General features: G+C 68.9%; 27 protein-coding genes. 2 read left to right on the plus strand and 25 right to left on the minus strand.

Annotation, left to right across the window (positions count from 1 at the left end; all coding sequences use genetic code 11):
• Positions 1-7: 7 nt before the first annotated feature.
• The 25 genes from ACE3OG_RS11730 to ACE3OG_RS11850 all read right to left on the minus strand — a co-directional run bounded on the left by ACE3OG_RS11730 (position 8) and on the right by ACE3OG_RS11850 (position 22,896).
• Positions 8-457 carry a hypothetical protein gene (locus tag ACE3OG_RS11730; protein WP_374308813.1) on the minus strand — a complete coding sequence of 150 codons (450 nt, stop codon included), beginning with the start codon at positions 455-457 and terminating at the stop codon, positions 8-10.
• Entirely contained in the window at positions 454-816 is a 363-nt protein-coding gene (locus ACE3OG_RS11735) for a hypothetical protein (RefSeq protein ID WP_374308815.1), read from the minus strand. Before ACE3OG_RS11735 ends, ACE3OG_RS11730 begins: the two co-directional genes overlap by 4 nt.
• Positions 813-1,562 carry a glycoside hydrolase family 108 protein gene (locus ACE3OG_RS11740; RefSeq protein WP_374308817.1) on the minus strand — a complete coding sequence of 250 codons (750 nt, stop codon included), beginning with the start codon at positions 1,560-1,562 and terminating at the stop codon, positions 813-815. The genes ACE3OG_RS11735 and ACE3OG_RS11740 overlap by 4 nt, the downstream gene beginning before the upstream one ends.
• A 62-nt stretch (positions 1,563-1,624) precedes the next feature.
• Positions 1,625-2,899 carry an SGNH/GDSL hydrolase family protein gene (locus ACE3OG_RS11745; protein ID WP_374308819.1) on the minus strand — a complete coding sequence of 425 codons (1,275 nt, stop codon included), beginning with the start codon at positions 2,897-2,899 and terminating at the stop codon, positions 1,625-1,627.
• A 3-nt stretch (positions 2,900-2,902) separates the two neighbouring features.
• Positions 2,903-3,943: a hypothetical protein gene (locus ACE3OG_RS11750; protein WP_374308821.1), complete on the minus strand. Its 1,041-nt coding sequence runs from the start codon at positions 3,941-3,943 to the stop codon at positions 2,903-2,905.
• 24 nt (positions 3,944-3,967) lie between these two features.
• Positions 3,968-4,441: a hypothetical protein gene (locus ACE3OG_RS11755; RefSeq protein WP_374308823.1), complete on the minus strand. Its 474-nt coding sequence runs from the start codon at positions 4,439-4,441 to the stop codon at positions 3,968-3,970.
• A gap of 76 nt (positions 4,442-4,517) precedes the next feature.
• Positions 4,518-5,441 (minus strand): hypothetical protein, encoded by a 924-nt coding sequence (locus tag ACE3OG_RS11760; protein WP_374308825.1) that lies wholly within the window; start codon positions 5,439-5,441, stop codon positions 4,518-4,520.
• The gene (locus ACE3OG_RS11765) at positions 5,438-7,567 is read right to left on the minus strand and encodes a phage tail protein (RefSeq protein WP_374308827.1); all 2,130 of its coding nucleotides are present in this window, start codon (positions 7,565-7,567) and stop codon (positions 5,438-5,440) included. Before ACE3OG_RS11765 ends, ACE3OG_RS11760 begins: the two co-directional genes overlap by 4 nt.
• A complete protein-coding gene (locus ACE3OG_RS11770) occupies positions 7,564-8,028 on the minus strand; it encodes a hypothetical protein (RefSeq protein WP_374308829.1) in 465 nt (154 codons plus the stop codon). Before ACE3OG_RS11770 ends, ACE3OG_RS11765 begins: the two co-directional genes overlap by 4 nt.
• A complete protein-coding gene (locus ACE3OG_RS11775; protein ID WP_374308831.1) occupies positions 8,025-8,891 on the minus strand; it encodes a DUF2163 domain-containing protein in 867 nt (288 codons plus the stop codon). Before ACE3OG_RS11775 ends, ACE3OG_RS11770 begins: the two co-directional genes overlap by 4 nt.
• On the minus strand, positions 8,888-9,451 hold the full coding sequence (locus ACE3OG_RS11780; RefSeq protein ID WP_374308833.1) for a DUF2460 domain-containing protein: 564 nt from the start codon (positions 9,449-9,451) through the stop codon (positions 8,888-8,890). Before ACE3OG_RS11780 ends, ACE3OG_RS11775 begins: the two co-directional genes overlap by 4 nt.
• A 41-nt stretch (positions 9,452-9,492) precedes the next feature.
• The gene (locus ACE3OG_RS11785) at positions 9,493-11,745 is read right to left on the minus strand and encodes a glycoside hydrolase TIM-barrel-like domain-containing protein (RefSeq protein ID WP_374308835.1); all 2,253 of its coding nucleotides are present in this window, start codon (positions 11,743-11,745) and stop codon (positions 9,493-9,495) included.
• A gap of 3 nt (positions 11,746-11,748) precedes the next feature.
• Entirely contained in the window at positions 11,749-13,008 is a 1,260-nt protein-coding gene (locus ACE3OG_RS11790; protein ID WP_374308837.1) for a hypothetical protein, read from the minus strand.
• A 62-nt stretch (positions 13,009-13,070) separates the two neighbouring features.
• A complete protein-coding gene (locus ACE3OG_RS11795) occupies positions 13,071-13,319 on the minus strand; it encodes a hypothetical protein (RefSeq protein ID WP_374308839.1) in 249 nt (82 codons plus the stop codon).
• Positions 13,320-13,378: 59 nt separating this feature from the next.
• Positions 13,379-13,702: a hypothetical protein gene (locus ACE3OG_RS11800; RefSeq protein WP_374308988.1), complete on the minus strand. Its 324-nt coding sequence runs from the start codon at positions 13,700-13,702 to the stop codon at positions 13,379-13,381.
• Complete coding sequence (locus ACE3OG_RS11805; RefSeq protein ID WP_374308841.1) at positions 13,702-14,442, minus strand: hypothetical protein; 741 nt, start codon at positions 14,440-14,442, stop codon at positions 13,702-13,704. The genes ACE3OG_RS11800 and ACE3OG_RS11805 overlap by 1 nt, the downstream gene beginning before the upstream one ends.
• A 36-nt stretch (positions 14,443-14,478) precedes the next feature.
• Positions 14,479-14,925 carry a hypothetical protein gene (locus tag ACE3OG_RS11810; protein WP_374308843.1) on the minus strand — a complete coding sequence of 149 codons (447 nt, stop codon included), beginning with the start codon at positions 14,923-14,925 and terminating at the stop codon, positions 14,479-14,481.
• A gap of 4 nt (positions 14,926-14,929) precedes the next feature.
• On the minus strand, positions 14,930-15,376 hold the full coding sequence (locus ACE3OG_RS11815; protein WP_374308845.1) for a phage virion morphogenesis protein: 447 nt from the start codon (positions 15,374-15,376) through the stop codon (positions 14,930-14,932).
• Complete coding sequence (locus ACE3OG_RS11820) at positions 15,373-16,161, minus strand: head-tail connector protein (protein WP_374308847.1); 789 nt, start codon at positions 16,159-16,161, stop codon at positions 15,373-15,375. The genes ACE3OG_RS11815 and ACE3OG_RS11820 overlap by 4 nt, the downstream gene beginning before the upstream one ends.
• Positions 16,162-16,229: 68 nt before the next feature.
• On the minus strand, positions 16,230-17,735 hold the full coding sequence (locus ACE3OG_RS11825; protein ID WP_374308849.1) for a hypothetical protein: 1,506 nt from the start codon (positions 17,733-17,735) through the stop codon (positions 16,230-16,232).
• Between the two features lie 128 nt (positions 17,736-17,863).
• The gene (locus ACE3OG_RS11830; RefSeq protein WP_374308851.1) at positions 17,864-18,859 is read right to left on the minus strand and encodes a hypothetical protein; all 996 of its coding nucleotides are present in this window, start codon (positions 18,857-18,859) and stop codon (positions 17,864-17,866) included.
• A 37-nt stretch (positions 18,860-18,896) separates the two neighbouring features.
• Entirely contained in the window at positions 18,897-20,246 is a 1,350-nt protein-coding gene (locus ACE3OG_RS11835; protein ID WP_374308853.1) for a phage portal protein, read from the minus strand.
• A 32-nt stretch (positions 20,247-20,278) separates the two neighbouring features.
• Positions 20,279-21,586 (minus strand): phage terminase large subunit, encoded by a 1,308-nt coding sequence (locus ACE3OG_RS11840; protein WP_374308855.1) that lies wholly within the window; start codon positions 21,584-21,586, stop codon positions 20,279-20,281.
• Positions 21,587-22,048: 462 nt separating this feature from the next.
• Positions 22,049-22,552 (minus strand): hypothetical protein, encoded by a 504-nt coding sequence (locus ACE3OG_RS11845; RefSeq protein ID WP_374308857.1) that lies wholly within the window; start codon positions 22,550-22,552, stop codon positions 22,049-22,051.
• A 2-nt stretch (positions 22,553-22,554) separates the two neighbouring features.
• Positions 22,555-22,896, minus strand: coding sequence for a hypothetical protein (locus ACE3OG_RS11850; protein WP_374308859.1), 342 nt, complete (start codon positions 22,894-22,896; stop codon positions 22,555-22,557).
• Between the two features lie 134 nt (positions 22,897-23,030).
• Between ACE3OG_RS11850 and ACE3OG_RS11855 the strand changes: the two genes are divergently transcribed.
• On the plus strand, positions 23,031-23,672 hold the full coding sequence (locus tag ACE3OG_RS11855; protein ID WP_374308861.1) for a helix-turn-helix transcriptional regulator: 642 nt from the start codon (positions 23,031-23,033) through the stop codon (positions 23,670-23,672).
• Between the two features lie 87 nt (positions 23,673-23,759).
• On the plus strand, positions 23,760-24,068 hold the full coding sequence (locus tag ACE3OG_RS11860; protein WP_374308863.1) for a hypothetical protein: 309 nt from the start codon (positions 23,760-23,762) through the stop codon (positions 24,066-24,068).
• The last annotated feature ends 23 nt before the right edge of the window (positions 24,069-24,091 follow it).

Raw genomic sequence — 24,091 nt, forward strand, 5'->3', positions numbered from 1 at the left:
ACAGCCATCATGCCCCCTTCCGGCCGAGCCAGGCGGCGACGTTGCCTGTGCCGAGGTTGACGGCGTGGACGAGGAAGAAGCTGGCGATGATCGCCCATTCATAGCCGGGATAGGGCCCGGGCGCGTCGGGCACGCCGAGCACGACGCGCCCGAAGGCGAACTTCGAGGCGAGGATGGTGTCGACGAAGATCAGCCCGAAATGCAGCGCGACGGGGACCCCGACCAGCAGCGTGACCAGCCGGTAGGTCGGCGTCCCGTAGAGCTGGACCTTCATGGCGTTGATCTCGGCGTCGTTCTTCAGCGCCGCGGTCATCACCTGCGCGTCCGAGGCGCTCGCCGCCTCGAAGCCCTTTTCTGTCGCAACGAGCTGCTGGCGCTTGTAGTCCGACCACGCCTTGACCAAGGGCGTGATCAGGCCGCCGAGCAGCCTGTCGAGGATGGTGAGGAAGATGGTCATTTCGGCTCCACGGGCGTCATCGCGGCGACCTTGTTGAGGCCGGAGAAATGCGTCCACAGGCCGACGAAGAAGAAGAACGCCGAGGCGATCGCCGCCTTCTCCTGGCTGAGGAACTGCGCCCAGGGGAAGGCCTGCAGCTGGTCGTGGGCGTAGGCGAGGAAGCCGAACGCGGCCGAGGCGGCGTTGGCGAGCGGCGTCTTGAGGCCGATGAGCCACAGGCCGATCTTCTTCGGCAGCGAGGCGGCCTCGGCGGCCTGCGCCTTGAGGTCGACGGTCTGGCGCAGCTGGCGATGGGCGAGGAAGGCGTAGGCGAGCGCCCCGCCGGCGGCGAGGACGAGGACGATGTCGAGCATGTTCATGTCGAGGCTCCCTGAGCGGTTGCGGCGGCGGCGGCCGCGAGCTGCGTTCCGGCCGCCGCCGAGAGGGCCTGCGCCCGCTCCGCCTGCCGGCGCGAGTGGATGAGGAAGACGAGCGCGGCGACGCCGGCGAGCGCGAGGATGGCGATGAGGATCAGCGCGCCGTGCTGCATGGGCGCGGCGGCCGCCGCCCCGCCGGAGGCGCCGACGAGCGCGGCTTTCGACTTCGCCGCCGTCTCCTGCGCCTTCGCCTGCGCGCTCGCCGCGATGGGAGCGAGCGCCGCGCCGGCCATCTTGAGGCTTGCGGCCTCTATGCGCCCGACGCGCGCGCCCCAGCCCTTGCCAAAAGTCTTCCAGGTCGAAAGCCCGCGCAGGAAGGACAGACGCAGGTCGGCGACGCGCGAAATGGCCTCGGCCGTCGGAAGCCCCTGCGTCTGCGCCAGCGTCTTCTTCGAGCGAGAAACGCCGGAGTTGACGGCGAAGTCGAAGGCTGAGAGGTCCAGCCCCGCCGCGAGCGCCTCGGCGCCGACCGGCGCCCAGTAGCCGGAGCGGTAGATGTCGGCAAGCTCGGCGTCGGAGATCAGGCGGACATTGCGCAGAGCCTGCCCCTGCTTGCGTCGGTAGGCGTCATAGACCGCCTTCGTGACGCCCTTCATCGTCGCCCCGCCCGGATCGCGGGCGTCGTGCGAATAGCCGCCCTCCTCGCGCAAGGTCTGCGCGAGGCAGGCGGGGAATGTTCCAACAGCCATGTGCGCTCCAAAAAGCCCGCATGCGGCGGGACGCGAATCTTGTTCGCCTGCGCCTTTCGGCGTCAGGCCTTCCCGGCGATGGCGGCGAGGACGCCCTTGGCGAACCTCATGCCGACGTATTGATGGCCCGCGGTGTTCGGGTGCGGGCCCCCTTGATCGTAAAAGATGTCGCGGTTGCCGTCGTTCTTGAGGCTGGCCGTGTTTCCCGTGCCGACGATCCACGGCGACAGGTCGGTCATGACCGGCACGTAGAAAAGGTTCGGATCGGAGGCCGCGAGCGCCGTGACATAGGCTTTTTGCGCGACCTCATAAGCGTAGGCCGCCGCGTAGTTCGTCTCGCCGGAACTCGTCGAGTTGAGCACGCCGATCTGGAAGATCGGAACGCTCGCGCGCCAGTTACGAATCTGGCCGTAAACACTCTGCCAATATGGCTGCGTGGCGGCCCAGCCATATGCCTGACTATTTACGTTGTGCGTCAGGAAGACGATATCCGGCGACTGGTTGATGATGTCGAAGACGTGCTCTTCCGCCTTGTAAAGGCTCGCCGTGCCGACGCCGTAGCCGGTTGTTCCGATCGACGGCGAGCGCGTGTCCTGAATGCCAAGGATGTCCGAGGCGACGCCACAGAAGAAGTCACCGTAGACCGCCGCGTTCGAGGCCGTCGAAATCGAGTCGCCGAAATAGGCGGCGCGGATCGAGTCGGTGAACACGGCGGGTTCATAAGTGTCTTTCGGGCCGAACCAAAGACCAAGGAAGTTGAAGACGCCTTGAAACTCGATGATGATGTCGCGGCTGGCGCGCCCGCCGGTCGTCGTGAAGTCGAGAACCACGAAAGAGGGGGTCGCGGCGGGAAAGGCCGTCGTCGCAAGGCTCACATACTGCCCGTCGACGATGACGCGCATCAGGCCTCCGTTGGTTCCGCCGATGACGAACTTCGGCGAGTCCGTCGTGAAATGCGCGCGGCCGCAATAGGCGCTGATCGCCGGGTTCGATCCGGCGTTGCCCGTGCCTGTCGGATAGATCGTCACCTCAGGCAGGCGAACATAGGAACTGGCGTAGACGGTCGTCCAACCGCCGGTGTAGGCGAATTTCGGACCGACGACGCCGGCCGTCGCCGCGGGATAGGCCTGCGAATAACCTGCCGAGACGACGGCCGCCGCGTTGGCCCACGTCTGCGACGTGTCGATCGTCGGCGCCTGCGCCGCTGGAAGCAGTTTCGGCAGCCCGGTCGCATAGTCGAGCGCGTGCGGGTTCGCGCGGCGCGCGACCTGCGCGCGGCGCCGGAGCTTGCCGTAGATCGTCTCGCCGCCGGCGGAGAAGGGAGGAAGCGCGCCCATGGATCAGCCCTCCCACGCCGTGAAGATTTGGAAGGCGGTCTGGCCGATGACCGAGACCGCATTGCTGGGGACGCGCGCCCCGGCCCATTCGTAGCCGCCGCCGTTCGCCTGGAAGGTCGCGGCGCCGACGACGCCGAGCGCAGCCGAACCGTTCAGCGAAAGGCCTAGCGTCTGCGTCGGGCTCTCGTTGCGCACGGCGAGATATGCCCGACTGGCGTTCGCCGCCGCGACCTGCGTAGCGAGCGCCGTCCAGGTCGACGGCGTCACGGTGACGCCGGCGAGCGAGCCCGAACCCGAGGTCGCGGAGGGCGTCTGCGCGGCCAGCATGGCGGCGAGCTGCGCGGCCGTGGTCGGCGCGTAGACGCCGGCGATGGTCGGCGTCCCGAGCAGCAGCGGCCCCATCTTGAGATTGAGCGTCGCGCCGGTGAGATTGGTCGCCGTGACAGGCTCGGCGGCGACCGCCGTCGGATTGACGGTGTAGGAGCCGGCCAGCGTGATCGACAGGACCGCGGTGATCCCCGAGCCGTTGGTGAGCGTGCAGGAGGCGGTGAACTTCGTCCCTGTCCCCGTCGCACCCGTGACCGTATAGGTTCCCGTGGTCCCGGTGAATGCGCCGGCGGCCGCGATCGTAGCGGCGACGACCTGCGTGTTGAGGATAGGGACGACCGCCTGCTGGGCGACGCCGGCGAGCGCCGGCAGCGTCAGCGTGTCGCCCGGCGCGAAGCCGCCGGCGGCGCCGGGCGTCGTCACGAGCGCCGCGGCGAGCCCGCCCCAGACATAGCCGGAGCGCGCCGCGATGGCGACGGCGCTGGCGCTCCCCTGGATCGCGGCGAGAATATTGGCCAGCGCGGTGAGCTCGCTCGCCTGGTTCGCCGCGCTCGCCGCGCCGGCCGGCAGCGGAAGGGCGCTCGCGCTGACCGGCACCGCGGCGTGGTCGCTGGCGAGCGCCACCGCCACCGAGTTCGCGGTGGGCTGCGGCGCATTGGGCAGGGTGTTGATCGTCGCGCCTGAACCGGGCGTGACGTTGAGCGTCGGCAACGCCATGAAAATCTCCTGAGTGTGAAGGGATCAGGCGGCGAGCGCCGCGAGGAGGCCGCTGTTGGCGGGGTCGCTGAAGTCCATCGCGCTGGCGGCGCCTTGCGCCGCGACGACGAAGGCGCCGGCGCTTTCGTCGATTTCGACGCTGAAACTGTGCGCGCCGGACGCCAGCGCTCCTGTGGCAATCGACCACGCGCCGGAGGCGTCGGTCGTCGTGACGCCTACAGGCGTCGAAGCGCCGTCGAGATAGAGGCGCACGCCGAGGCCCACGACCGCGCCGCCCGGATTGACGGCGACGCCGCTCACCGCGCCGGCGGCGTAAGCGGCCGTGCTCGAAGGCGCAGCGGCCGCCGAAAAGACGGTCCAGCCGTTGGCAGCGAGGATTTCAGCGTCGAAATCGGGAACCGCGAGCGGAACGCCCGGAGCGCTTTGATAGACGCGGTCGTAGATTGCGACCGCGTTGCGTCCTCCGTCGTCCGGAGGAGCCATGAGCCTGGTTTTCATCGCGCGCGCCTTTGACGGATCGACATGAAAAAGCCCGCCGCGAGGGCGGGCCGCTTCGACGAATTCGAGGCGCGGATCAGTTGAGCGCTTCGACGACGAGCTGGCTGAGCCGGATCTGATCGCTTCCCGAGCCAGCCGCGCCCCACAGGGTCGAGACCTTGAGGACAAGCGCTGCGTTGGTCGCCGCCGAGACCGGCATGGCGAGCGCATTCTGCGAAGCCGCCGCGCCGAGTCCCGAGGACGCCGCCGCGACCGCGCATTCAATGGCGCTGGCGGCGCTCGGCGCAGCCGTCGCCTGCATGATCCACGAGATCGACAGCTGCTGGTTCGTCATGGACGCCGCCGGAGCGGCGGGCGCGCCGGCGGCGAGCGTCGCCGCGCCGAGCTTCAACTTGCAGACGAGGGTCGGCGGGCTCGCGCCGCTGGTCAGCCTGAAGGCGGCCGAAACGCGCAACGCGCCGCCGTTCGTCAGGAAGTCGGCGGGAAGCGAGCAGGTCAGCGTGTGGTCGTGATCGACTCCCGAGCCCGACGAGGCGGCGTTGGCGTCGCCGCCGTTCTGGACGCTGAGCGTGCGCTGGACGACGCCGTCGACCCAGGCGGCGCCGTCCGCGGAGGTTTTCAAGTGGAACCTGTCGTCGCCGCAAAGACCCGCCTCCGCGCGCCCGGAATAGCCGGTCTGGTAGAGAAGCGAGGCCGTATCGCCGGCGGCGTTCTTGTTGAGCTTCAACTGCGTCCCCGCGCCGACGTTGTCGAACAGCGCGGCGGCGGATTTGACGGACAGCTTGTTGACCGCGTCAAAGGACGTGTTGACGCCAAGGCCGGCCACATTCTGCGGCGACGTCGCCTCCGAAAGGAGCGCGAGCGGATGGCCGCCCGGCGTCGCGCCGTCATGGACCTGCACCCGCCAGGAGGTGACGTCGACGAGAAGCTCGCCGGCGGCGCCGACATAGGTCGACAGGAAGCTCGCCGCTTCACGACGGCTTTTAACTTGAACGCTCATGCGGAGGCCGCTCCGAGGTCGATGACGATGGCGTATGGGTCGGAGGCGAGGCCGAAATCGTCCGCCTCGTTCGCCGGCGCGCTGGCGAGCCCGTAGTCGAGGCTCGATCCGACGAGCAGAGCCTTCGCCACGGGCCCGAGCGCCCCCGAGCCGCGCGGCGTGTAGGCGTAGGCGACGCAGGTAGAAAGATCCTGCGCCTGCTCTCCGAAGATATTGAAGCTCTGGAACTTGAGGTTCAGCGTCGCGCCGACGTAGGCGTCCGGCAGGTCGAATTTGAACAGCTGGCCGTCGAGCCGGACGAAGCGCTCCCCAGCCGCATGCGGCTGCGCCGCTGAGCCGTAGAGGCCGCGCATGAGCCATGTCAGCGAATACTGGTCGGCGCCGGTCAGGGCGGCGCCGGCGTAGCTGACGAGTTCGTCGCCGACGAGGCAGAGCGTCGCGCCGTCGCGCGCCTGCGCTTCGCTCACCGAGCCAAGCGGACCGGCGCTCATCGCCATATCGGCCGCAAGGACGCTCGTCGTGTCAGGGTTGGCGCCGGCGGGCGCCGCGAGCGCCGCGGCGAGGACGCCTTGCCGCGCCGGGCCGTCGATCTCGCCGATTTCGCTGTAGGCGACGTCGTCCATCGAGACATGGACGATCGCGCCGCCCCAGTTGGAATCCGCCTTTCCGTCGGCTCCGCCCGACACGGCGGCCCAGATTTGCGCCGCGCCGCCTGTCAACGCCGCGGGCGGCTCGAAGATGACCGGCGGATTGATCGGCGCCGGAACGACGTTGCGGTTGATCGGCCGCGCCGTCCCTCCCTCGATCGGATAGGCGACGGCCGTCGCCGTTCCCGCCGGACACTCCTCCGCCGTCACGCTGAGAGCGCCTTCGTCGTCCTCCTCGATCGACACGATCCGAACCGGCGCGCCGACAAGTCCGAGCCCCGGGTCGTTCAGCTCGACGATGTCCATCGGCTCGAGCAGGCAGTATTCGAACGAGAGCTTGAACGCATAGGTGTTGCGCACATAGAGTCCGCGCTGCAGGATCAACTGCGCGCAGCGCTGCGCCACCGACACGTCGCATATTTCATGCGCCGTGATCGAAGGCGCCTTGCGCAGGCCGAAGCTTTCGATGTGGTTCTGGTCCCACGCCTCGACCGGCGTCGCGTCATAGTCGTTGGAGCGCTGGAGAATCTCGAGCGAGACCCAGTTCCTGAGCTCGTTTGGATCAACCCGCGAGACCTCGACCGGATCGCCGTCCTGCGCCGCCAGGAAGTCGTTGTCGTCGAGGCTGTAGACGGCCGTCGCGTTGGGCGCGAAGGCGAAAATCTCGCCGCTGGTCAGAGCCCCCGACGTCGCCTGGTCGCCGTAGGGAATGAACTTGAGCTTGCCGCCCGACCACACGGCGGCCGTGTTGGCGAGCTGCAGCCAGCGCGTCAGGATCGCGTTAGCGGTCTCCTGATTGGAGAGCACCGGCGAGAAGGCGACGCCCGTCGCCTTGCAATAGGCCTGGAAAGACGACCCTCCGGAAGCGCCGAGCAGCGTCGTCGCGTCGACGCTCTCGGTCGGGAAGCCGACGCCATATTGCGGATTGAGGAGAAAATCCTGAATGACGAGCGCGGGATCGGCGTCGAACAGCGTGACGCCTGAATGCAGGCCGAGTTGGCCGTAGACCTCGAAGGAAAGCGAGGGCAGCGTCGCGCCGGAGCCGAGGTCGAACGCCGGCGCCGCCGCGTAGACGAGCCCGTTATAGGCGAGCGACTCCTGCGGATAGGCGGCCGCCACATATCCCCAGGGCGACTGCGGAGTCGTCCCGTACATCAGCCCCATGCCGAGCCAGCCGAGATCGGTCTGCCCCTGCCCCTTCCACACCTTTTCGACCTGATAGACCGGACCCTCGCAGAGGCCGAGGATGAAGGCGGCGCGGTACTCATAGCCGCTGAGCGACTTGCCGCCGCCCTTGCCGGCTTTTTTGGAATATTGAGGCACGGCCTCGAAGCCGCCCGTCCATACGATGTTGGGGGCGAGCTTGTTGACGCCCCACATGATCTGGATCGGCACCGAGCTCGACGACGTCTGGACCTGCAGCCCGGTGTATTGCGGGATCGCCGCGGCGGACGAGGGCTTTGATCGCAACAGGCTCATGTTTCGTCCCCGGGCCAGAGGCTGAAGAAGCGCGGCCGCCGCTGCGGGCGGCAGAGCTCCGCGTTGCCCGCCACGACCTCCTCGTAAACGAGCGCGGCCGGCTGGAAGGCGTGGACGACGGCGAGCGGCGCCGCGCCGGTGACGATCGCGCCGTGGCTGTAGCATCGGCCGTAGCGAAAAACGGCGACGTCGCCCGCCTTCGGCGCGCTCGTCTCGCGGCAGCGCGCGGCGACGAAGCCTAGATAGCGCTCTTCGCTACGATGCAGATGCCAGTCCTGGGCGTAGGGACGCGGATCGAAAGGCTCGACGAGGCCGAGATCGACGAAGACGCGCACGATCAGCATGCCGCAGTCGACGCCCGCGCCAAGGACGTCCGCGCAGCTGCGGTAAGGCGTGCCGATCCAGCGCCGCGCCTCGGCGACGACGCGCGCGCGCAGAACTCCCTCGGACGCCGCCGTCAAAGCGCCGTCGTCGGCGACGGCACGAACGGGAAGCCGCGAAAATTCGCCAGATTGTTGAATCTCGATTGGCACGTCGCCCTCGTGTGGTCGCAGCCCTGATAGACGACGAAGGAATCGCCGACGGCGGGCGCCGACGCCAGCGGATAGGCGAGCGCCAGAGATCCGCTCGCCGCGCCCTTGATATTGGCCGTCGCGCCAGTGTTGGCGCCCGAGGTGAACGTGAGCGTGCCCTGCGCGTAGCGCGACGCGGCGCCGCTCCATTTGACGATCAGGCTGGTCGAGCCGGCCTCCACGGCGCCCGTGGAGCCGAAGACGTTCTTGACCAGCGAGCAGCCGGAATCGTAGAGCACATGCTGGCAGCTCGGCGCGTAGAGATTGCGCGGCATGTCGACGTCGAGCAGGATGAGGTCGGAGTTCACCGTGATCTGCGCGCTGGCGCGCCCGACCGAGTCGATCGAGCCGACGCGACCCTTGAACAGGACGACCGAGCCGACCGGCGGATCGCTCCACGACGTCAGGAACGCCCGCTCGCGCTTGACCGAGGCGCCGTCGAGCAGTCCGTTGCGTATGGCCTGCAGGAATGGGACGCCGCCGATCGTGTCGCTCGCGCGCGCGGCGATCCTGATCTGCTGCTGGTCGACGCTGAGGCCGGCCTCGCAACGAAAACGCAATCCGTCGACCAGCACCGAATCGGCGGCGAACGTCACGCCGTTGAGCGTGATCGGAACGTCGGCGTTGGTGTAAGCGAGCGTCAGCCCCGTGCGCAGGCCGAAGGTGAAGCAGTCCGCGGCGACGGCCTGCGCGTCGCGGTCTGCGCGCAGGGCGTTGAGATGCGCGACGAGGGCGGGAGAAGCGTCTCTCATGGCTTCACCGATCGAAATTTGAGCGACTGGACTTGCCACAGGCCAGCCATGTAGTTCTCGAAATCCGCCTCGTCGTCGACGAAGCGACATTCGTAGGCGAATGTGAAATCCGCGGTCACCGCCGCCCCGACAGCCGGCGCCGCGACGAAGGACAGGCGGTTCGGCGCGACGAGCGTCCAGCCGCTCGCTTGCGCCGCGCCGTTGACGTAGACGGCGTCGACGCTCAGCGCCCGGCTCACCGGCTCAACGTAGCCGCCGACGGCGCGCTGCAGCGTGAAGACGGTCGTGGTCCCGTCGCCTGTCGCGATCGCCTGGCCGGTCGCGGCTTTATCCTCTGGATCGACGTACAGAAAAGTGCCGTATCGGCCGCGGCATTGAAGATAGAGCCCGAGCAGCGCCTGTAGCGAATTCGCGCCAAGGCCCGGCGCGGACGCGTCCGCGCACAGTCCTTCGAAGCTCACCTCGAACTCGTAGAGAGGCGCGGCGTAAAGCGGCGCGCGCGCCTCGCGCCCCGACACATGGCTCGCCACCCGGGTCGAGAAGATCGGGCGCTTATGCACGGGCCACGACTGTCCCGGCAGGCTCGGGAACATCGGCGCCGTCATGACTTCACCGAAACGAGGACGATCGCCTCCGCCTTCCACAGCTTGGTCATGAACTCCTCCAGATCGAGGCTATCGTCGGCGAAGCGGCACAAGAGCTCGGCGCCGAGGCCGAGTTCGGCGGGCGGCTCGAAGAGAAAGGCCGTCCCCCTTCCACGCGCGGCGTCGTAGAAGCCGAGGAGAGCGTCGAAGTCGGCGCCGGCGCCGAGCCGGTCGTAGGCGATCTCGATCTCCCAAAGCGGCGCGCCCATCCGCGACAGCCGGCTCGCGCGTCCGGAGGCGTGCTCGCTCACCAACGTCTCGAACGCAGGCCTGCACCGTATGGACCACGCCCTCCCGTCGAGATCGGGAAAACGAAGCGGCGTCGGCGGCGTCGGCGGCGGATCGGGAACGGGCGTTGCGACGAACGGCCCCTTGCCGTCGATCCAGTTGCCGGACGTCCAGTTGCCGGCGTCGCCCCACACGTCCGAACGCTGCGGGAAGACGGGAAACGGGCGCGCGTCCCAGCACCAGGCCGAGTTGAACGCCGTCTCGATCATCCTGACGCCCTGCGCGGAGGTCTCGTTGCGGCCGTCTTCGTTCCAGTATTCGTGGATAGCCTGCAGCGCGAGGGACGAAATGTGGGCGTCCTCGCGCGGCGCCCAGCCGCCGCCTTCCGTCGGGCGCCAGACCGACCAGTAAGGGGTCGTGCTCTCGCTGGACTTGGCGTCAAAGAACACATTCGGCTGGTTCGTCGCCCGGTCGCAGGTCGGAAAGCCGTACTCGGAAAAGCTGATCGGCTTTCCCATCGCCGTCCAGGCGGCCGCCGCCCCGCGCGGCGCGTAGCCCCGTCCGTCGCCGGCGTCGTACACCGCCGTGTGCGTGTTGCGCCACCACCAGCGCAGTTGCTTGTCCGCGAGCAGCTCCTGCCCCGGGTAGTAGCGCGAGCGCGTCTGCGTCAGCCGGTCGCCCTCAGGCCGCGACACCGGGCGATCGCTACCCAGGGGATCGGCGCCGCGTCCGAGATTGACGCCGTCGGCGTAATACCAGTCATATTTCTCGCCGCCTTCTATATTGGCCTTGAGATAGGCCTTGTCGGCGAGGGCGGGCGTTCCCGTCAGTCCGAGGCCGGCCGATTGCGGATCGGCCGGAGGCCAGGCGGGCCGCGGCGCCGACCAGTTGCGCGCGTCGAGGCCTCCGTCGCCGGTCGTCCAGTCGGACAGCGGCAGATAATTGTCGAAGCAGACGAGGTCGATGTTCTCGTGTCCCCAGAGCGCGTCGAGATGAGGCCAGCGGCCGGGCGCGTCGGAATGATAGGCGCCCATCCACGACGACCAGTCGGCGGCGTAGGAAATCAGGTTGCGCAGCGCCGCGCGATCCTTCGTCAGGCCGGCGGCGTCGAACGCCGACCGCACGTCGTCGGCGAGCGTCCTGAGGCCCGCGACGAACGGATAATCCCAGGTCGCGGCGCCGGCGGCGTCGAGCGAGCCTTCCTTTGTCCATGAAGGCCCGCGGATCTGCTCGAGGCCGCGCAGCTCGGATCCGAGGAGAAAGAGATCGACGCCTCCGGCGATGACGCAGAGGTTGGCGTAATGCAGGATCATCCGCCGGAAGCTGTAGTCATCTAGCGCGCCGGAATAGGCGACGGTGAGCGCGCCGGCGTCGCGCGCGAACTGCGACGGCGCAGCCGAACCGAGAAAACGCGCCGCAGCCGAAGCCGCCGCGGCCGAGACGTCGGCGCCGGAAAAGGCGATGCGCCCGCGCCACGGAAATCCGGCGGCGTCCATGAGGATGAACGGATAGAAGACGACGCGCAGGCCGCGCGCCTTGAGCGCGCGCAGGCAGCGCACGACGGACGCGTCGGACGGCGTGCCGCCGTAGACGAAGGACGAACCGCTCGAACTGATCGGGACGATCTCGGGCGAGTTCTGGGTGAGGCCCGAACAGCGCCAGTCGTCGGCGGTCCAGGCGCCGCCGTCCCATTTCTCGAAGGCGCCGCCGACGTAGGTGGTCGAAGGATAGATCCGGCAGAGCGACGCGTCGGCCGAGTCGCCGAACCAGGCGACGACGAGAGCCACCGTGGAGCAGCCCGGAAACTGCGCGAGCAGCCGGTCGATCGAAAAATCGAAATCCGTGCGCGTCCCGCCCGGCGCGAAATAGGTGTTGACCGATTGCGGCTGCGCTTCGTCGACCCGGCGGCCGCGATAGGGAACGACGTCGAGCGTCCATTCCCCGGTCGCCGGCAGCAGATTGACGCCGTTGATGTATGTCATACGTCAGGCGCTCCGTCCGAGCTTGCTGAGGCCGAGGTGGGAGCCGGTGCGCACGCCCTCGTTCACCGAGCGCAGGATCTGGCGCCCGTGCGTCTTGAAGAACTGCTTTACGCTCGCGGAGTCGAGCGCCTGCACCGTGAAGTTCGTCGCGTGGTTGACCTGCATCGAGCCGCCGGCGCCGGCGCCGTTCGAGATCGCGCTGCGGAAGGCCGCGGCGGGACCCGCCGGAATGATCATCTCGCCCTCGTGCACCTGCGCGACCATGTCGTTGGGCAGGCTCCAGGCGCCGACCGCGAAGGAGGCGAGGCCGGTCGCGACGGAAAGCACGGTCGCCTGCCCCGCCGCCGCCGGCGCGGCCGCGGCCGGACCCATGACCGGCGAGAGGAAGCCGAAGATGCCGGCGAAAGTCTCTCCAGCCGAGGCGAAGATGCTCTTCAGCACGGCCGAGATCGTGCCGGCGCTCGAGGCGGCCGCGGCGCTCGTCTGAAGACCCGTGCGCGCCGTCGTTCCGACGGCGACCGCGCTCGTCTGCGCCGTCTCCGCGGCGGCGGTGGCGGTGGTGCTCGTCGCAAGCCCGGCGAGCCAGTCGGCGACGAAGCGCACGCGGGCGGCGACGAAGGACTGGACGATCGACAAGGCGATGCGCTGCGCCGCCTGACCGAGCGTCTGCTGCCCCTGGACGAGGCCCATGATCGAGCTCGTGACGCCCGAGCCGATCTGCTCGAACGAGCGGCGATAATCCGTGTAGATCTGCTGATTGACCTCACGCTCGATCTGGAGCCGGCGCAGCGCCGACTGGCTGGCGAGTTCGTCGATCTGGCGCTGGGCGCTGGCGTAGCCCGCCGAGCCTTGTTCATAAAGACCCTGAAGCGTCCGCAAATGGACCGCCTCGATGTCCTCGCGCTGACGTTCGGCGGCGAGAAGCTGGCCGAGCTCCTCCTGGCGCGAAATCTGGCCCGTCTGCGCCTGCTCGCGGATGAGCCCGGCGCGCAGCTTCGCGCCGTTGAGCTCGATGTCGTAGCGCGCCTGCTCCGCCTGCCGCGCCGCGGCGAGCCCGCTTTCGCCGACCTCGCGCGCGGAGGCGGCGTCGCGCGCCGCGGAGCCGGCGTAGGCCTGCGAGAGCCCGGCGAAGGACGCGCCGACGCGCGCCGAGCTGTCGGATAGCGCGTTCGTCGTCGTGGAGAGCGCGCTCGCCGCCTGCTGCAGTCCGCGTTGCAGGTCCGACACGTCGGCGGAAAGGCGAATTGTGACGTCTTCCGCCATCGTCGAATCTCCTTTTGGATGAACCACGTCATATGGACGGCGCCGCGCGCGGCGTCGTCCTGTCAGCGCTGCGGCGGTCCGGCGCCGTCGGCCCGGACGAAGCCGTTCGGATGGCGCGCGATGAGGCCGCCGATTCCGCTCGGGTCCGCGCCGTCGCGCGCCGCCGCCGGCCGCGGCTTGCGCTCGACGCCATAGACGCATTTGAGAAGTTCATGGGTCGGCGGATGCTCCCGCCAGTAGGCGAAAAGTCCCAGAACGTCGTGCAACGTCATATCGTCGATCTCGGCCGGCGTGTAGCCGCAGCCGGCCATCAGCCGCGCATAGACGGCCGTGAAGTCGATGCGGGCGCCGGGGGCGGAGCCGGGCCCGCTCAGGCTTCCCCCGGCTCGGTTTCTCCCGGCCTGCGCTCTCCCGCCGCGCCGTCCTCCTGCGGCAGGAAGCCGCCGAGGCGAAGCACGGCGTTCATCGCCGCGGCGAGCTCCGGCGCGCCGGCCTCGAGGTCGCCGAGCGCCTCGACGTCGGCCGGATGGTCGCGCCGCAGCGCCGCCGAGAGAATGGCGAGGGCCGACGCGACGTTGCCCCGTCCCTCGCCCGTCGTCAGGATCGGCTCGATCTCCTGCAGCTGGCGCAGGGTGAGCGGGCGCACCGTCCACGCCTTGGCGCCGAGCGTGACCTTTTGCGGATGGGGGCGCATCACGACGCCTCCGCGAAGGACCAGGTCATGACGTTGCCGGCGGCGTCGGCGAAGCAGGAGAAGTCGAACTCCGGCGTCACGAAATCCTCGAGCTTGGTGTGGAAGCTCAGCTTGTTCGACGTGCAGTTGTTGAGCTTGAGGGTGACCGCCTGACCCTGGAAGGTGGTGTAGAACACCGCCTGAAAGGTCGGAGTGGCGCCGAGAAGCTGGTTCGTCACGGTGAACTTCTGGCCGACGCCGGCGATCTGGTAGGTGTAGCTGACGAGCACCGCCTTGCCGGCGTCGGCGGCGGCGAAGGTGACGACGCCGGCGGCCGAGACGGCGTATTGGCCGGCCGACGGGTTCGAGGCGACCTTGGTCAGCGGCAGGCCGGTCGCGGCGTAGAGAACGCCCTGATCGTCGACGAAGCTCACGGCGTTGGCGAGCGTCGCCGTGTAGGGCGAACTCGCGGGGACGGCGACGGCCTCGGCGAAGGAGGTCGCGACCTGCCCCGCCGTCGGCGCGACGCCATAGAACAGGCTCGCGAAGGCGAGGCCGGAGATGCGCGCCATCTTCGCCTTGCCGGTCGTCTTGATCGTGCCGCGGGCGATGGCGACGGGACGCTGGAACTGGCCGGTCAGCTCCTTGACCGTCGCGGTCTCCTCGATCGTGACTTCCTGCACGAGGCCGAAATTGACGGGCGTCGCGTTCGCTACGTCGGTGCGCGTTCCAAGCAGAACGCCCGAGCCGAAACTATACATGCATGACCTCTCTGCTTGGATTGACGGATGTCGTCGTCAGGGAAGGATGAGCTTGACGGGAACGATCAACAGCGCGTCGCCGTCGAGGTCGCCCGGGTCCTTCAGCGTCTTGCCTTCGATGCGGCAGCAATGGACGCTCCCGCCCAGCGTGTTGCGGCCGAGCGCGGCGTCGGCGCCTTGCGGCGCGAGGGCGGCGTCGAGCGCGTCCATCACCTCGTTCAACAGGGCGGCGCCCGCGACCGATGGGTCTCTGGCGTTGAGATAGACGAACAGCTTCGCCTCCATCGCCCTCTTCGGCGCGGCGCTCTCGCTCCAGGAGCTCAGCTCCTGTCCTCCCTCGAAGATGAAGCACGCCGGCCGCATCGCGGCGGGCACGTCGCTCCAGAGTTTGAGACGCCGCGCCGGCCCAAGCTTCCAGGGATAGGCGCCGGCGACGACGCCCTGCAGAGCCGCGACCGCGGCCTCCCTCGTGTTGGTGCGCATGACCTCAATCTTTCCTCAGCGCTTCGAGCGCCGCCTGCTTGAGCCCGGCCGCGAGACCTTCGGCGACCTCGCGAACCGAGGTCGACAGATAGGGGCGCGCCGGAATGGCGGAGCCTGGATGACGAACGGATTTCGCGAAGCGCTGCGTCCCGCCCGCGACGAAGGCGAGCGCCTTCCCCCCGACCGCGGCGATCTCATGCGCCCCCGTCTTGCCGCCGAACTCGTGGATCGCCGCATAGGCGACGCCGGCGCTCGAGGCGACGAGCGCGATCCCGTCGCCGTCCTCCTCGAGCCCAACGTCGATCGAGTCGGCGAGCGCGCCGGAGCGCCGGTTGAGGACCTCGCCCGAAAGCTTGCGCCTGATCCTCTCCTCGAGCTCGGCGCGCGCGGCCTGCGCCCGCGCAAGCACCGCCAAATAGACGGCCGCGGGATTGATTTTGTCTTCGCTCACGGGCACACCCGCCGGTAGGGACGCAGCGCCGCGGCGACGAATTCGGGCATGTCGCGGACGATGAAGGCCATCGTCTCCTGCCCGCCGAGCGATTTCGAGCTTTGCCCGATGCGTCCGCGATAGGCGTAGCGCTCGGCGACCCAGTCCATGCAGGCGAGGCCGAGATCGGCCGGAACATAGCCGTAGGTCAGCGTCGCCGCCGCGCCGGCCTGCGCCGACGAGAAGGCGTAGACGCCGCCCGCGACGCTGTATTGACCAGGGCCGGGCGCACCGGAGACGGCCGTGAGAGGCGTTCCGCCGGCGACGACCCCGACGTCGCTCGCCCAGTCGCCGTAGGGCGCGGCCGCGGCGACGACGAACGGGGCGAGGAGCGGAACGGGCGCCGTCTCGCCGCTCACCTGATAGCCGGCCGAATAGGCGACCTCGACGTTGCGCGCGCCGCAGGGGAACCTGCGCCCGCGCAGGCTGAGGCTCTGGCGCCCGCCCGGCGGGGCGGCCTCCGCGGCCTCGAGGTCATAGTCGGACGGGCGCAGCGGTTCGCCGTCGATCGAGACGGACAGGATCGCGTTGACCGGCCAGTTGGTCAGCGCGAGCGATCGCTGCCCGCCGCCGTCGAGCGTCTCCGCATAGGTCGCCGGAAGGATCGCGGGCCGGTCGAGATGGGCGAGAATCGCCCGGCTGATCTGGCTGACGAGACGCGAAAGCAGCGCGTCGTCGTCCGCGCCCGACACGTCGAGCCACGCCTTGACGTCGCTGAGGGAAGCAAGATCATAGGGTCTCGCCATGAGCGATTCTCCGTGAGCGGGTTGGCCGGAGCGAAAGCCCGGGCGCGCGAGGCGGCCCGGGCGTAAGGTCAGCCGTTGCCGATGTTGGAGATGAGCGCCATCGACGGCGGGAAGTAGTTCTGCAGCACCTCGTCGGAATAGACGCCATACTCATATTTGCGGGTGCGCAGCGGCCATTCGATCTGGTAGTAATCCTGGCGCGCGCGGATCTGCATCACGTTGCCGACGCCGGCGAGCGGATAGGGTAGAGCGCTGGTCGTCATCAGGATCGAGCCCGCCGGCATGTTGGGATGCACGCGGATGTCGATCACATTGCCGCCCTGCATCGAGAAGCGGTTGAGGTAGCGCCGCACCATCACGCCGCCGGCGATGAGGTCCTGCGCCGCCTCGAAGACGAAGCGCTGCGCGGTGGTCTGGCCGCCCTGCACGACCTTGCGCGAGATGTTGAGCGCCTCCTGCGAATTGACCCACATGGTGTCGGGCGACAGGCGATATTTGTCCCACATCGTCTTGAGGACGGCGTCGATTTCGACGACGCCGCCTGCGGCGTCGGCGGTCAGCGGCGTTCCGACGCCGGGATCACCGTTCGGCATCACGTAGAGCGTCGCGCCCGAGCCCGCCGCAGTCGCCTGATAGACAAGGCCGTCGAAGGCGAGCGGGTTGGCCGAATTGTCGCCCGCCCCGAGCGAGGCGGCGGTCTGCGCGCCGGTCGCCGCCGCGCCGATGGCGACCGAATTGATCGAGGTGATCGCGCCAAGCTTCTCCGCGCCGGCGATCCCCCAGAACCAGGCGTAGCCCATCGCTCCGGCGACCGGCGCGACGCTCGCCTTGACGAGGCCGGCCGAGCCGGTGGTGGCGATCGTCGCGGCCACGCTCTTCGCCGCGACGCCGCCGCCGAACGAATCGGTCGAGCCGTCGGCGTTGACGCGCGAAATCTGCCCCTGCACGCCGCCGGCGACCGAGCCGTTCATCACGCCGTCGAGCGTCAGCGCGGCGCAGATCACCGACCACGTCTGCGCGGCGAGCGAGCCGCCGCCGGCCGCCGCGGTCAGCGTCGGCGTCGGGGTCGAGCCAATGCCGGCCGAGCAGCCGCCGAGGATCATCGCCTCCTCGCCGATCATCAACGCCTCGAGGCCGGTCTTGGCGGCGATGGCGCGGATGTCGTCGAAGCCCTGGCCGGCGAATTGCGCCTCGAAATCGACGCTGGTCTCGACGCCAACGCCCTTGTAGGTCGCGACGTAATCCTGCGTCGTCACGGCGAGCGAGCCGCCGCGGTTGGCGGAGGAGACGCCGAAGCGCAGGTTCGAGGTGTTGACCGCGGTGATGGCGCGCCAGGCGGCCTGCACGCCGCCCTTGCCCGAGACGCGCGGGATCATGTTGCGCAGCGGCGTCATGACCGGATAGAGGAACTTCGCGCCGAGCTCGAGGTCGTAGAAGGTGAGCCCCGACGTCGCGCTCGAAGCCTGGCCGAAAGTGCTTTTCTCGAGGCCGCGGCCGCGCGGATCGCCGAGCGGGCGCGACTGCGCCGTCTTCAGCCGGTCGAGGACGTCCTGAACGTCGGTGGTTTTGGTCATATGATACTCCTGGCGGGAACGGCGGCGCAGAAACGGGGACGGACGCGGCGATCCGCCGGCGCCCGCATGCGCGCATAAAAAAGCCCTCGTCCGCGACGGGACGTGGCCCGATCGCTTGAGTCGAAGCGTCAGCGCAGCGGCGCGCGGCCGTTGCGATGCGCGAGCTTGATCGCGAGGATGGAGAGCTGGCCCGGATCGTCGAGGAGCGTCTCCAGCCGATCGGACTCGCGCGTTCCGTCCTCGTGCTTGGCGACCACGCGCGGGCGTCCGCCGAACGGCATGGGGGCGGGCTGCGATTCGATCGTCTTGACGCGCGCGAGGACGTCGGCGATCGCGCGGCTGAGCTCGTCGAAGCGTTTTTCGAGCCTGCGCCCGCTGTCCGACGCCGGCGCCGGCGCGCTCCTGCTCATCGGCTCGTCGTCGTGGTCTTCATCTTCGCCGTCGTCGGCGGGCGCAGCGTCCTTGCGGGCGTCCTCGCAGCGCTCGAGCAGCGCGCGCACCGTCTCGTCGACCTCGCCGCAGAAGGCGCGAAGATCCCTGGGCGAGAAAATGAAGGCCGTCTCGTCGGCCTCGAACGCCGCCTCGATGCGGCCGAGAGTTTCGAGCAGCGCGCGCGCCTGCGCGTCGAGGCCGAACGGGCGCAGCTCGCGCGCGCCGTCGGCCTTGATGAGCTCGAAGCGGGCCTGCGGCAGGCAAGGAAGGTCGACCAGCGAGATTTCCGTCGGATCGGCGGTGTAGCGCGTCAGGCCGTCCTCGTCGGTCCAGCGGCGCACATACGCGCCCCCCTGAGAAAAGCCCGTGTAGACGCCCTCGACGACCTTGCTCCACTCGGCGTCGTCGACCACCTTGGCGCAGATCTCGATCTGACGATCGTCATCGTTGAATTCGATCTGCGTCACCTTGCCGGCCGCGACGGGCCCGTGCATGGAGCGCAGATTGCCGAGCGACTTGCCGCCGCTGGAGCGGGCGATCTCCTGCGACCATTTCTCGTAAAGCGGCTTGGTCGAGGCGTAGTCGCAGATTTCTCCGGCGCGGTCGGGCGCCTCGGCCGTGGCGAGGCCATAGACGAGACGCCTGGCGGCGTCGACCTTGGTGATCGGCATGAACATTCGCAGGGCGGACATCAGTCCTCCTCGGGCGTTGACGGAAGGCGAAAGAGGGTCAGTCCGGCAGCGGCACGTAGCCGGACGCGGTCAGCGTCATCGGCCTGTCGGCCGAAGGTTCGTGAAGCGGCGGGCGTCCGAGCGCGGCGCGCGCCTCGTTGATCGTCAGGATGCCCTTCGACGTGAAGTTCGACAGAATGGTCTCCTGCGTCAGCGGATCGGTCTCGTGGCCGGCGCTCCACATGAACTCAAGGTCGGGAGCGTCGAACTCGATAGCCAGCACGTCGTCGATCAGCGCCTTGACCCAGGCGAGGATCGGCGCGAGCCCCTCCTCGGCGGCGAGCTCCTTCTGCGTCTGCGCCGTCGCCCGGTTCATCGTCGAGATCAGCGCCTGCGGCGAGATCGAGAAGGCGAAGCAGACGACGCGGGCGAGCCATTCGTCGAAGGGGCTCTTGAGCTCGGGCTCCTTCGTCTGGATGAACGTCTTGGCGACGCCGCCGGGCACGAACTTCGCGCGGCGCCGGCGCCCGTACTCGCCGTCGAAATAGGCGTCCCAATATTTCTGGTAGGCCCCGATCTGGTCCGGCGTCCAGCTTTCCGGCACGCCGATCAGGCTGTCGGGAATGTTGCCTTCCGTGAAGTAATCCATGAGATAGGCCTGACGGCGCAGCGCGATGTTGACCGTCGTGATCACCTGCTCGACAGGGCTCATGCCATAGACGCGGTTGACCCGCACGTTGCGCGGCCTGTAGATCAAATCCCGCGTCGTGTAGTCGATCGCGGGGACGCCCTTCAGAATCTGCTGGTAGGCCGTCGGATAGACGAGCTCCCCGTCCACGAAACAGGGCTCCGGCGCGCGGCCGAAGTCGTCGATGACCGGCTTGATCGTCGCGCCGTCGATCGGGGTCAGCGCGGCGAGGCGCCCGATCCGGTCGCGGCGCATATAGAGCGCGGCGGCGTCCGTGACGAACACCTCTTCGAGCAGCATGCGCAGCCAGTCGGAGAAGCAGCGCGCGCCGTCCGGCCGCGAGAAGAAGCGGACGGCGGCGCCGATGCGGTCCGCGTCGGCGCCCGCCTCCGCGCTCCGGTCTCGCGTGACGATCGTCCAGGACTGGCGGGCCGCCTGATCCTTGCGCGTCTCGATGACGAGGCGCAACAGGTCGTAGCCGTCGGCGAGGCCGCGCAACACGTCGAAGGTCACGGGCTCGGCGCCGCGCGGCGCGCTCGACAGATTGTAGCCTGCGGGGAAGTCCCACTGGCGACCGGCGATTTCCACCGGCGCAGCCGGGCGCATCGGCTCGAGCGGCCCGAACCATCCTGCTTCCTGCGCAGAAGCTGAGGCGAATCTGACGTCGATGTCGTAAGGGGTGAGCGACCAGCTTCTCATCCCGGCGCCGCGCTCGGCCATGCCGCCTCCTCATGTGAATAGCGTCGAGCCGATCAGGCCTTGCGCCCGCCCGAAGTCTCGCGCCGGTAGAATTCGATGATGCCCGCGCCGTCGTCCTGCGCGAACAGATGGGTCAGCGCCCAGATCGCCGCGTCGGCGTGGTCGGGGCTGCCCTCGCCGCCGTAACCCGCGCTCGAGAAGGCGCAGAGCTGGTCCTCGAGCTTGCCGAACCGGCCGGCGTGATGGACGCGGCCCTGCGCGTAGCGCACCGAGATCGGCTCGGCGCGCACGGCCTTGCCGCGGCTCGCGCAGACGAGGCGCACCGGCACGTTCGGGTCGGCGGCCTGGATCGTCGCGCGCACCATCTCGCCGCCGAAATTGCTCTCGGCGACGATGCAGTCGGCGCGATATTCATGATAGGCGACGACCGCGCGCCGCCCCCACGCCGCGGGCGATTCCCGGCACGAGAGGTCGGCGAGGACATAGGCGTCGCCGTCGAAGCCGCGCGCGGCGACGACGAGGCCGATCTCGTCGGAGCCGAGATCGTCGCGCCCCGCGGCGCCCGAGGGATCGACCGCGACGACGACGGCGGCGCGCCGTTCGGAAGGAATGTCCTCGAGCGTCCGGCGCGCCGCGTCGATGATCTCGTAGGTCCACAACGCGCCGTCGACGTCGTCGACGTAGCAGCCTTCGTAAAAACGCTTGCGCTGCTTCTCCGGCAGATGCTCGAGGCTCGCGAGAAACTCGCGCGACAGGTTCGCCTCGTTGTCCGGCGGATTGAGGAACGCCCGCGCGTAGTTTTCAGAATCGCGCAACGGACGCCGCGACGCCGGATCGCGCTTCTCGCCGAACAGCTGGTTGGTCCAGTGCGTCTTGCCGACCGGATTGAGGTCGACGAAGGCGCGCTGGCCGATCTGCGGGACGAGCTGCGCCAGCCGCGTGAAGGCGATCAGCGCCGAGGAATAGGGAATCTGCGACGCCTCGTTGAGAAAGACGGTCGCATATTCGAGGCCGAGAATCTTCTCCACCCGCTCCTTGTCGTCGAGGCCGCCGATGAAAAGACGCGCGCCATTGTCGAATTCGAAATAGCCGTCCTGGCGCCGCTCGCGCAGAGCGACGTCCGGGAAGCACAGACGCATGAGCTTGGGCAGCGTGTCGAGCGCGATCGAAGCTCTCGCCGCGTTGGCGTGGAAGCGCAGCACGGCGTGCCGGCTCTCCGAGCAGGCGAGCGCGCGCAGGACGATGGCGCGCAGGATGAGGAACGTCTTGCCCGAGCGCGTGCCGCCGGCGAGACAGGCGTAACGTTGCGGTCCCTCCAGAAGGCGGCGCGCCGCCTCCTGGCCCGGGCTGAATGTCACCATGCGGGGTCCGTCTTCGTCGTTGATGAAAGCGGCGAGGGGCGGCGCCCGCGCCGGCGGCGTGTTGCAAACGCGTCGTTCAGGCGACGCAGTTCGGCCCCGGCATGCGCGCATAATGCGCTTGCATTTCGTCGCAAGTCAACAGCGCTCGACTACAGCCAGGCGCCGCATCTTACAACATTGGCATGAGCGCGAACGCGAACGCCGGCGAAGCGGGCGCTGCGCCGGTCAAGTCCTTCAAGGCTTGAAATCACATTGAAACCGGCGATCCGGAGCGTCGGAGGAACGACGCGGTTCGGCCCCGGCATGCGCGCATATTGCGCTCGCATTTCATCGCAAGTCAATCGCTCCAGGCAACAGGCCGGCGCAGCGTCTTACATTATCTACAGCTACATGTAGATAAAGCGCGAGCCCGACCGCGGAGGCGGCCGGGCTCGCCGAATATGCATGGCGTGGGCGGCGCGCTCAGAAGACCGGCGCGCCCCTGAGGTTAAGCGCCGCGGCGAGATGGTCGAGCGCCTTCGCCCGCTTGCGGTAGAAGGTGTGCGGCGCCCATTTCTTCTCCTTGAGGAGCGCCTTGATCGAGCGTCCGCGGGCGGCGCGGAGCGCCCAGAGGGTCGTCACCAGCGCCATGCCGGAGTCGAGGTCGCGCAGCTCGCGCAGCCAGTCGAGAACTTTCTCCATCTGGTCGATCTGCGCGCCGGTCGGGCGCGCGCGGATTTTCGCGGCGAAGGCCTGCCGCTCCCTGCGCTCGGCCTCGTCGAGCTCGGCGACGGCGAGCTGATCGGCCCATTCCACGGCGTGCGCCGGCCAATGGCCTCCGGGCTCGCGCGGCCCGCGCGCGCGCGGCAGGCGGTCGAGCGTGACGAAGGCGGAAACGAGGGCCGCGGCCACCGCCTCGGCGCTCCAGCCGTCCGCGGCGCGTCCGCGCGGCGGCGCCTGCTCGTCGGGATCAACGTCGAAGCCCATGCTCAAAACCCGTCGTCGAGGATGTTGTCGATCAGCGCCGGATCGGCGGCGAGGACGAGAAGCAGGACCTTGATCATCGCCTCCCGCGTCAGGCTGCGCTTGGCGGCGGCGGCGTCGAACGGCGCGGCGGCGTCGGGCGGCAGGCGGAGCGACAGAGCGGCGGCCGCGGCGCGGAAGGCGAGGCCGAAGCGCTGCGCCTGGCGATGGACATTGTTGGGCGTCGAGGAGATCAGCGGATCTTCCGAGATGCGCCTCGCGTCCCAGCCGAGGCCGAGCAGGAAGCCGAGCCGGGCGATGCGCTCGCCGGTCCAGCGCGATTTGCGGATTTCAGTTTGAACGATCATCCCCTCGCGTCCTCCATAGTCCCGAAAAATTTCCTCTTGGCTTCGGGACGGAGCACAACTAAGGTAATTATACCGTATTGTCAAGGCAATTTTACCGTGTATACTCGGACGTAAATACGGTTAGGATACCGGACATGGAACTCGAGGACGTCCTTCAGCGCATCGAAAGCCGGCTCGCGACGCTGGGCCTTTCGGCGCACGCCGCCTCGCTTCTGGCGAAGAAGCCGGACGCCATCCGCAACCTCAAGCGGGCGATCAAGAGCGGCGACCGGCGCGGCGTCACAACCGAGACCCTGAGCGCGCTCGCGCCGGTGCTGCGCACCACCGCCGCCTGGCTGATCGGCGGCGACGGCGAGGCGGCGCCGGCGGGCAACCGCGTGCGCGTCGTCGGCAAGATCGGCGCCGGCGCGGAGATCCTGCCCGAGTTCGAGCAGATCCCGCCCGAGGGGCTCTACGAGATCGAGGCGCCCTTCCCCATCCCGGCCGAGGCGGTCGCCTTCCTGATCGAGGGCGACAGCATGTGGCCGCGCTACGACGCCGGCGACGTCGTCATCTGCCGGCGCGAGGCCGCCGACGCCGACGAGGTGGTCGGCTTCGAGGCGGCGGTGCGCACCGCCGACGGGCGGCGCTTCCTGAAGCGCGTGCAGCGCGGCGCGAAGGCCGGCGCCTTCGACCTCGAAAGCCATAACGCCGCGCCGATTCGCGGCGTGCGGCTCGACTGGGCGGCGCCGATCCAGGGCGTCGTCCGGGCCGGACAATGGCGCCGGGCGAACTAGCGGTAAGATTGCGCATGCATGGGTAATAATACCGTATAAATGGTAGAAATACCGTATAAGATAGCGCCGGACCAAACCGGAGCATCCATGCCGACGACCCGCGACGACCCCGCCGCCCACGCCCAAGCGCTGCTCGCCCGCGCCGCCCGACGCCAGGCCGCCCGTCTCGTCAAGGAAACGGCGCGCGCCTACGCCGCCGATCCGCGACGCCTCGAGGCGCTTCGCCCCGGCCTTTCCGCGGCGACGTCCGCGGCGCTTCTCTCCTTCGGCCGCGCCCGCCTCGCCGCGGCGGTCCGGCGCCCCGCGGGCCGTCCCCTCGGCTTCGACCCGCCGCTCGTCGGGGCGCGGGCGGTGATCCTCCTCGCGCGCGCCCGGCGGCGTCGCGCCGGCGGATGAAGAACTGGAACTCTCCCTTCAAG

It is taken from the genome of Methylocella sp., from assembly GCF_041905455.1.
Taxonomy (GTDB): Bacteria; Pseudomonadota; Alphaproteobacteria; order Rhizobiales; family Beijerinckiaceae; genus Methylocapsa.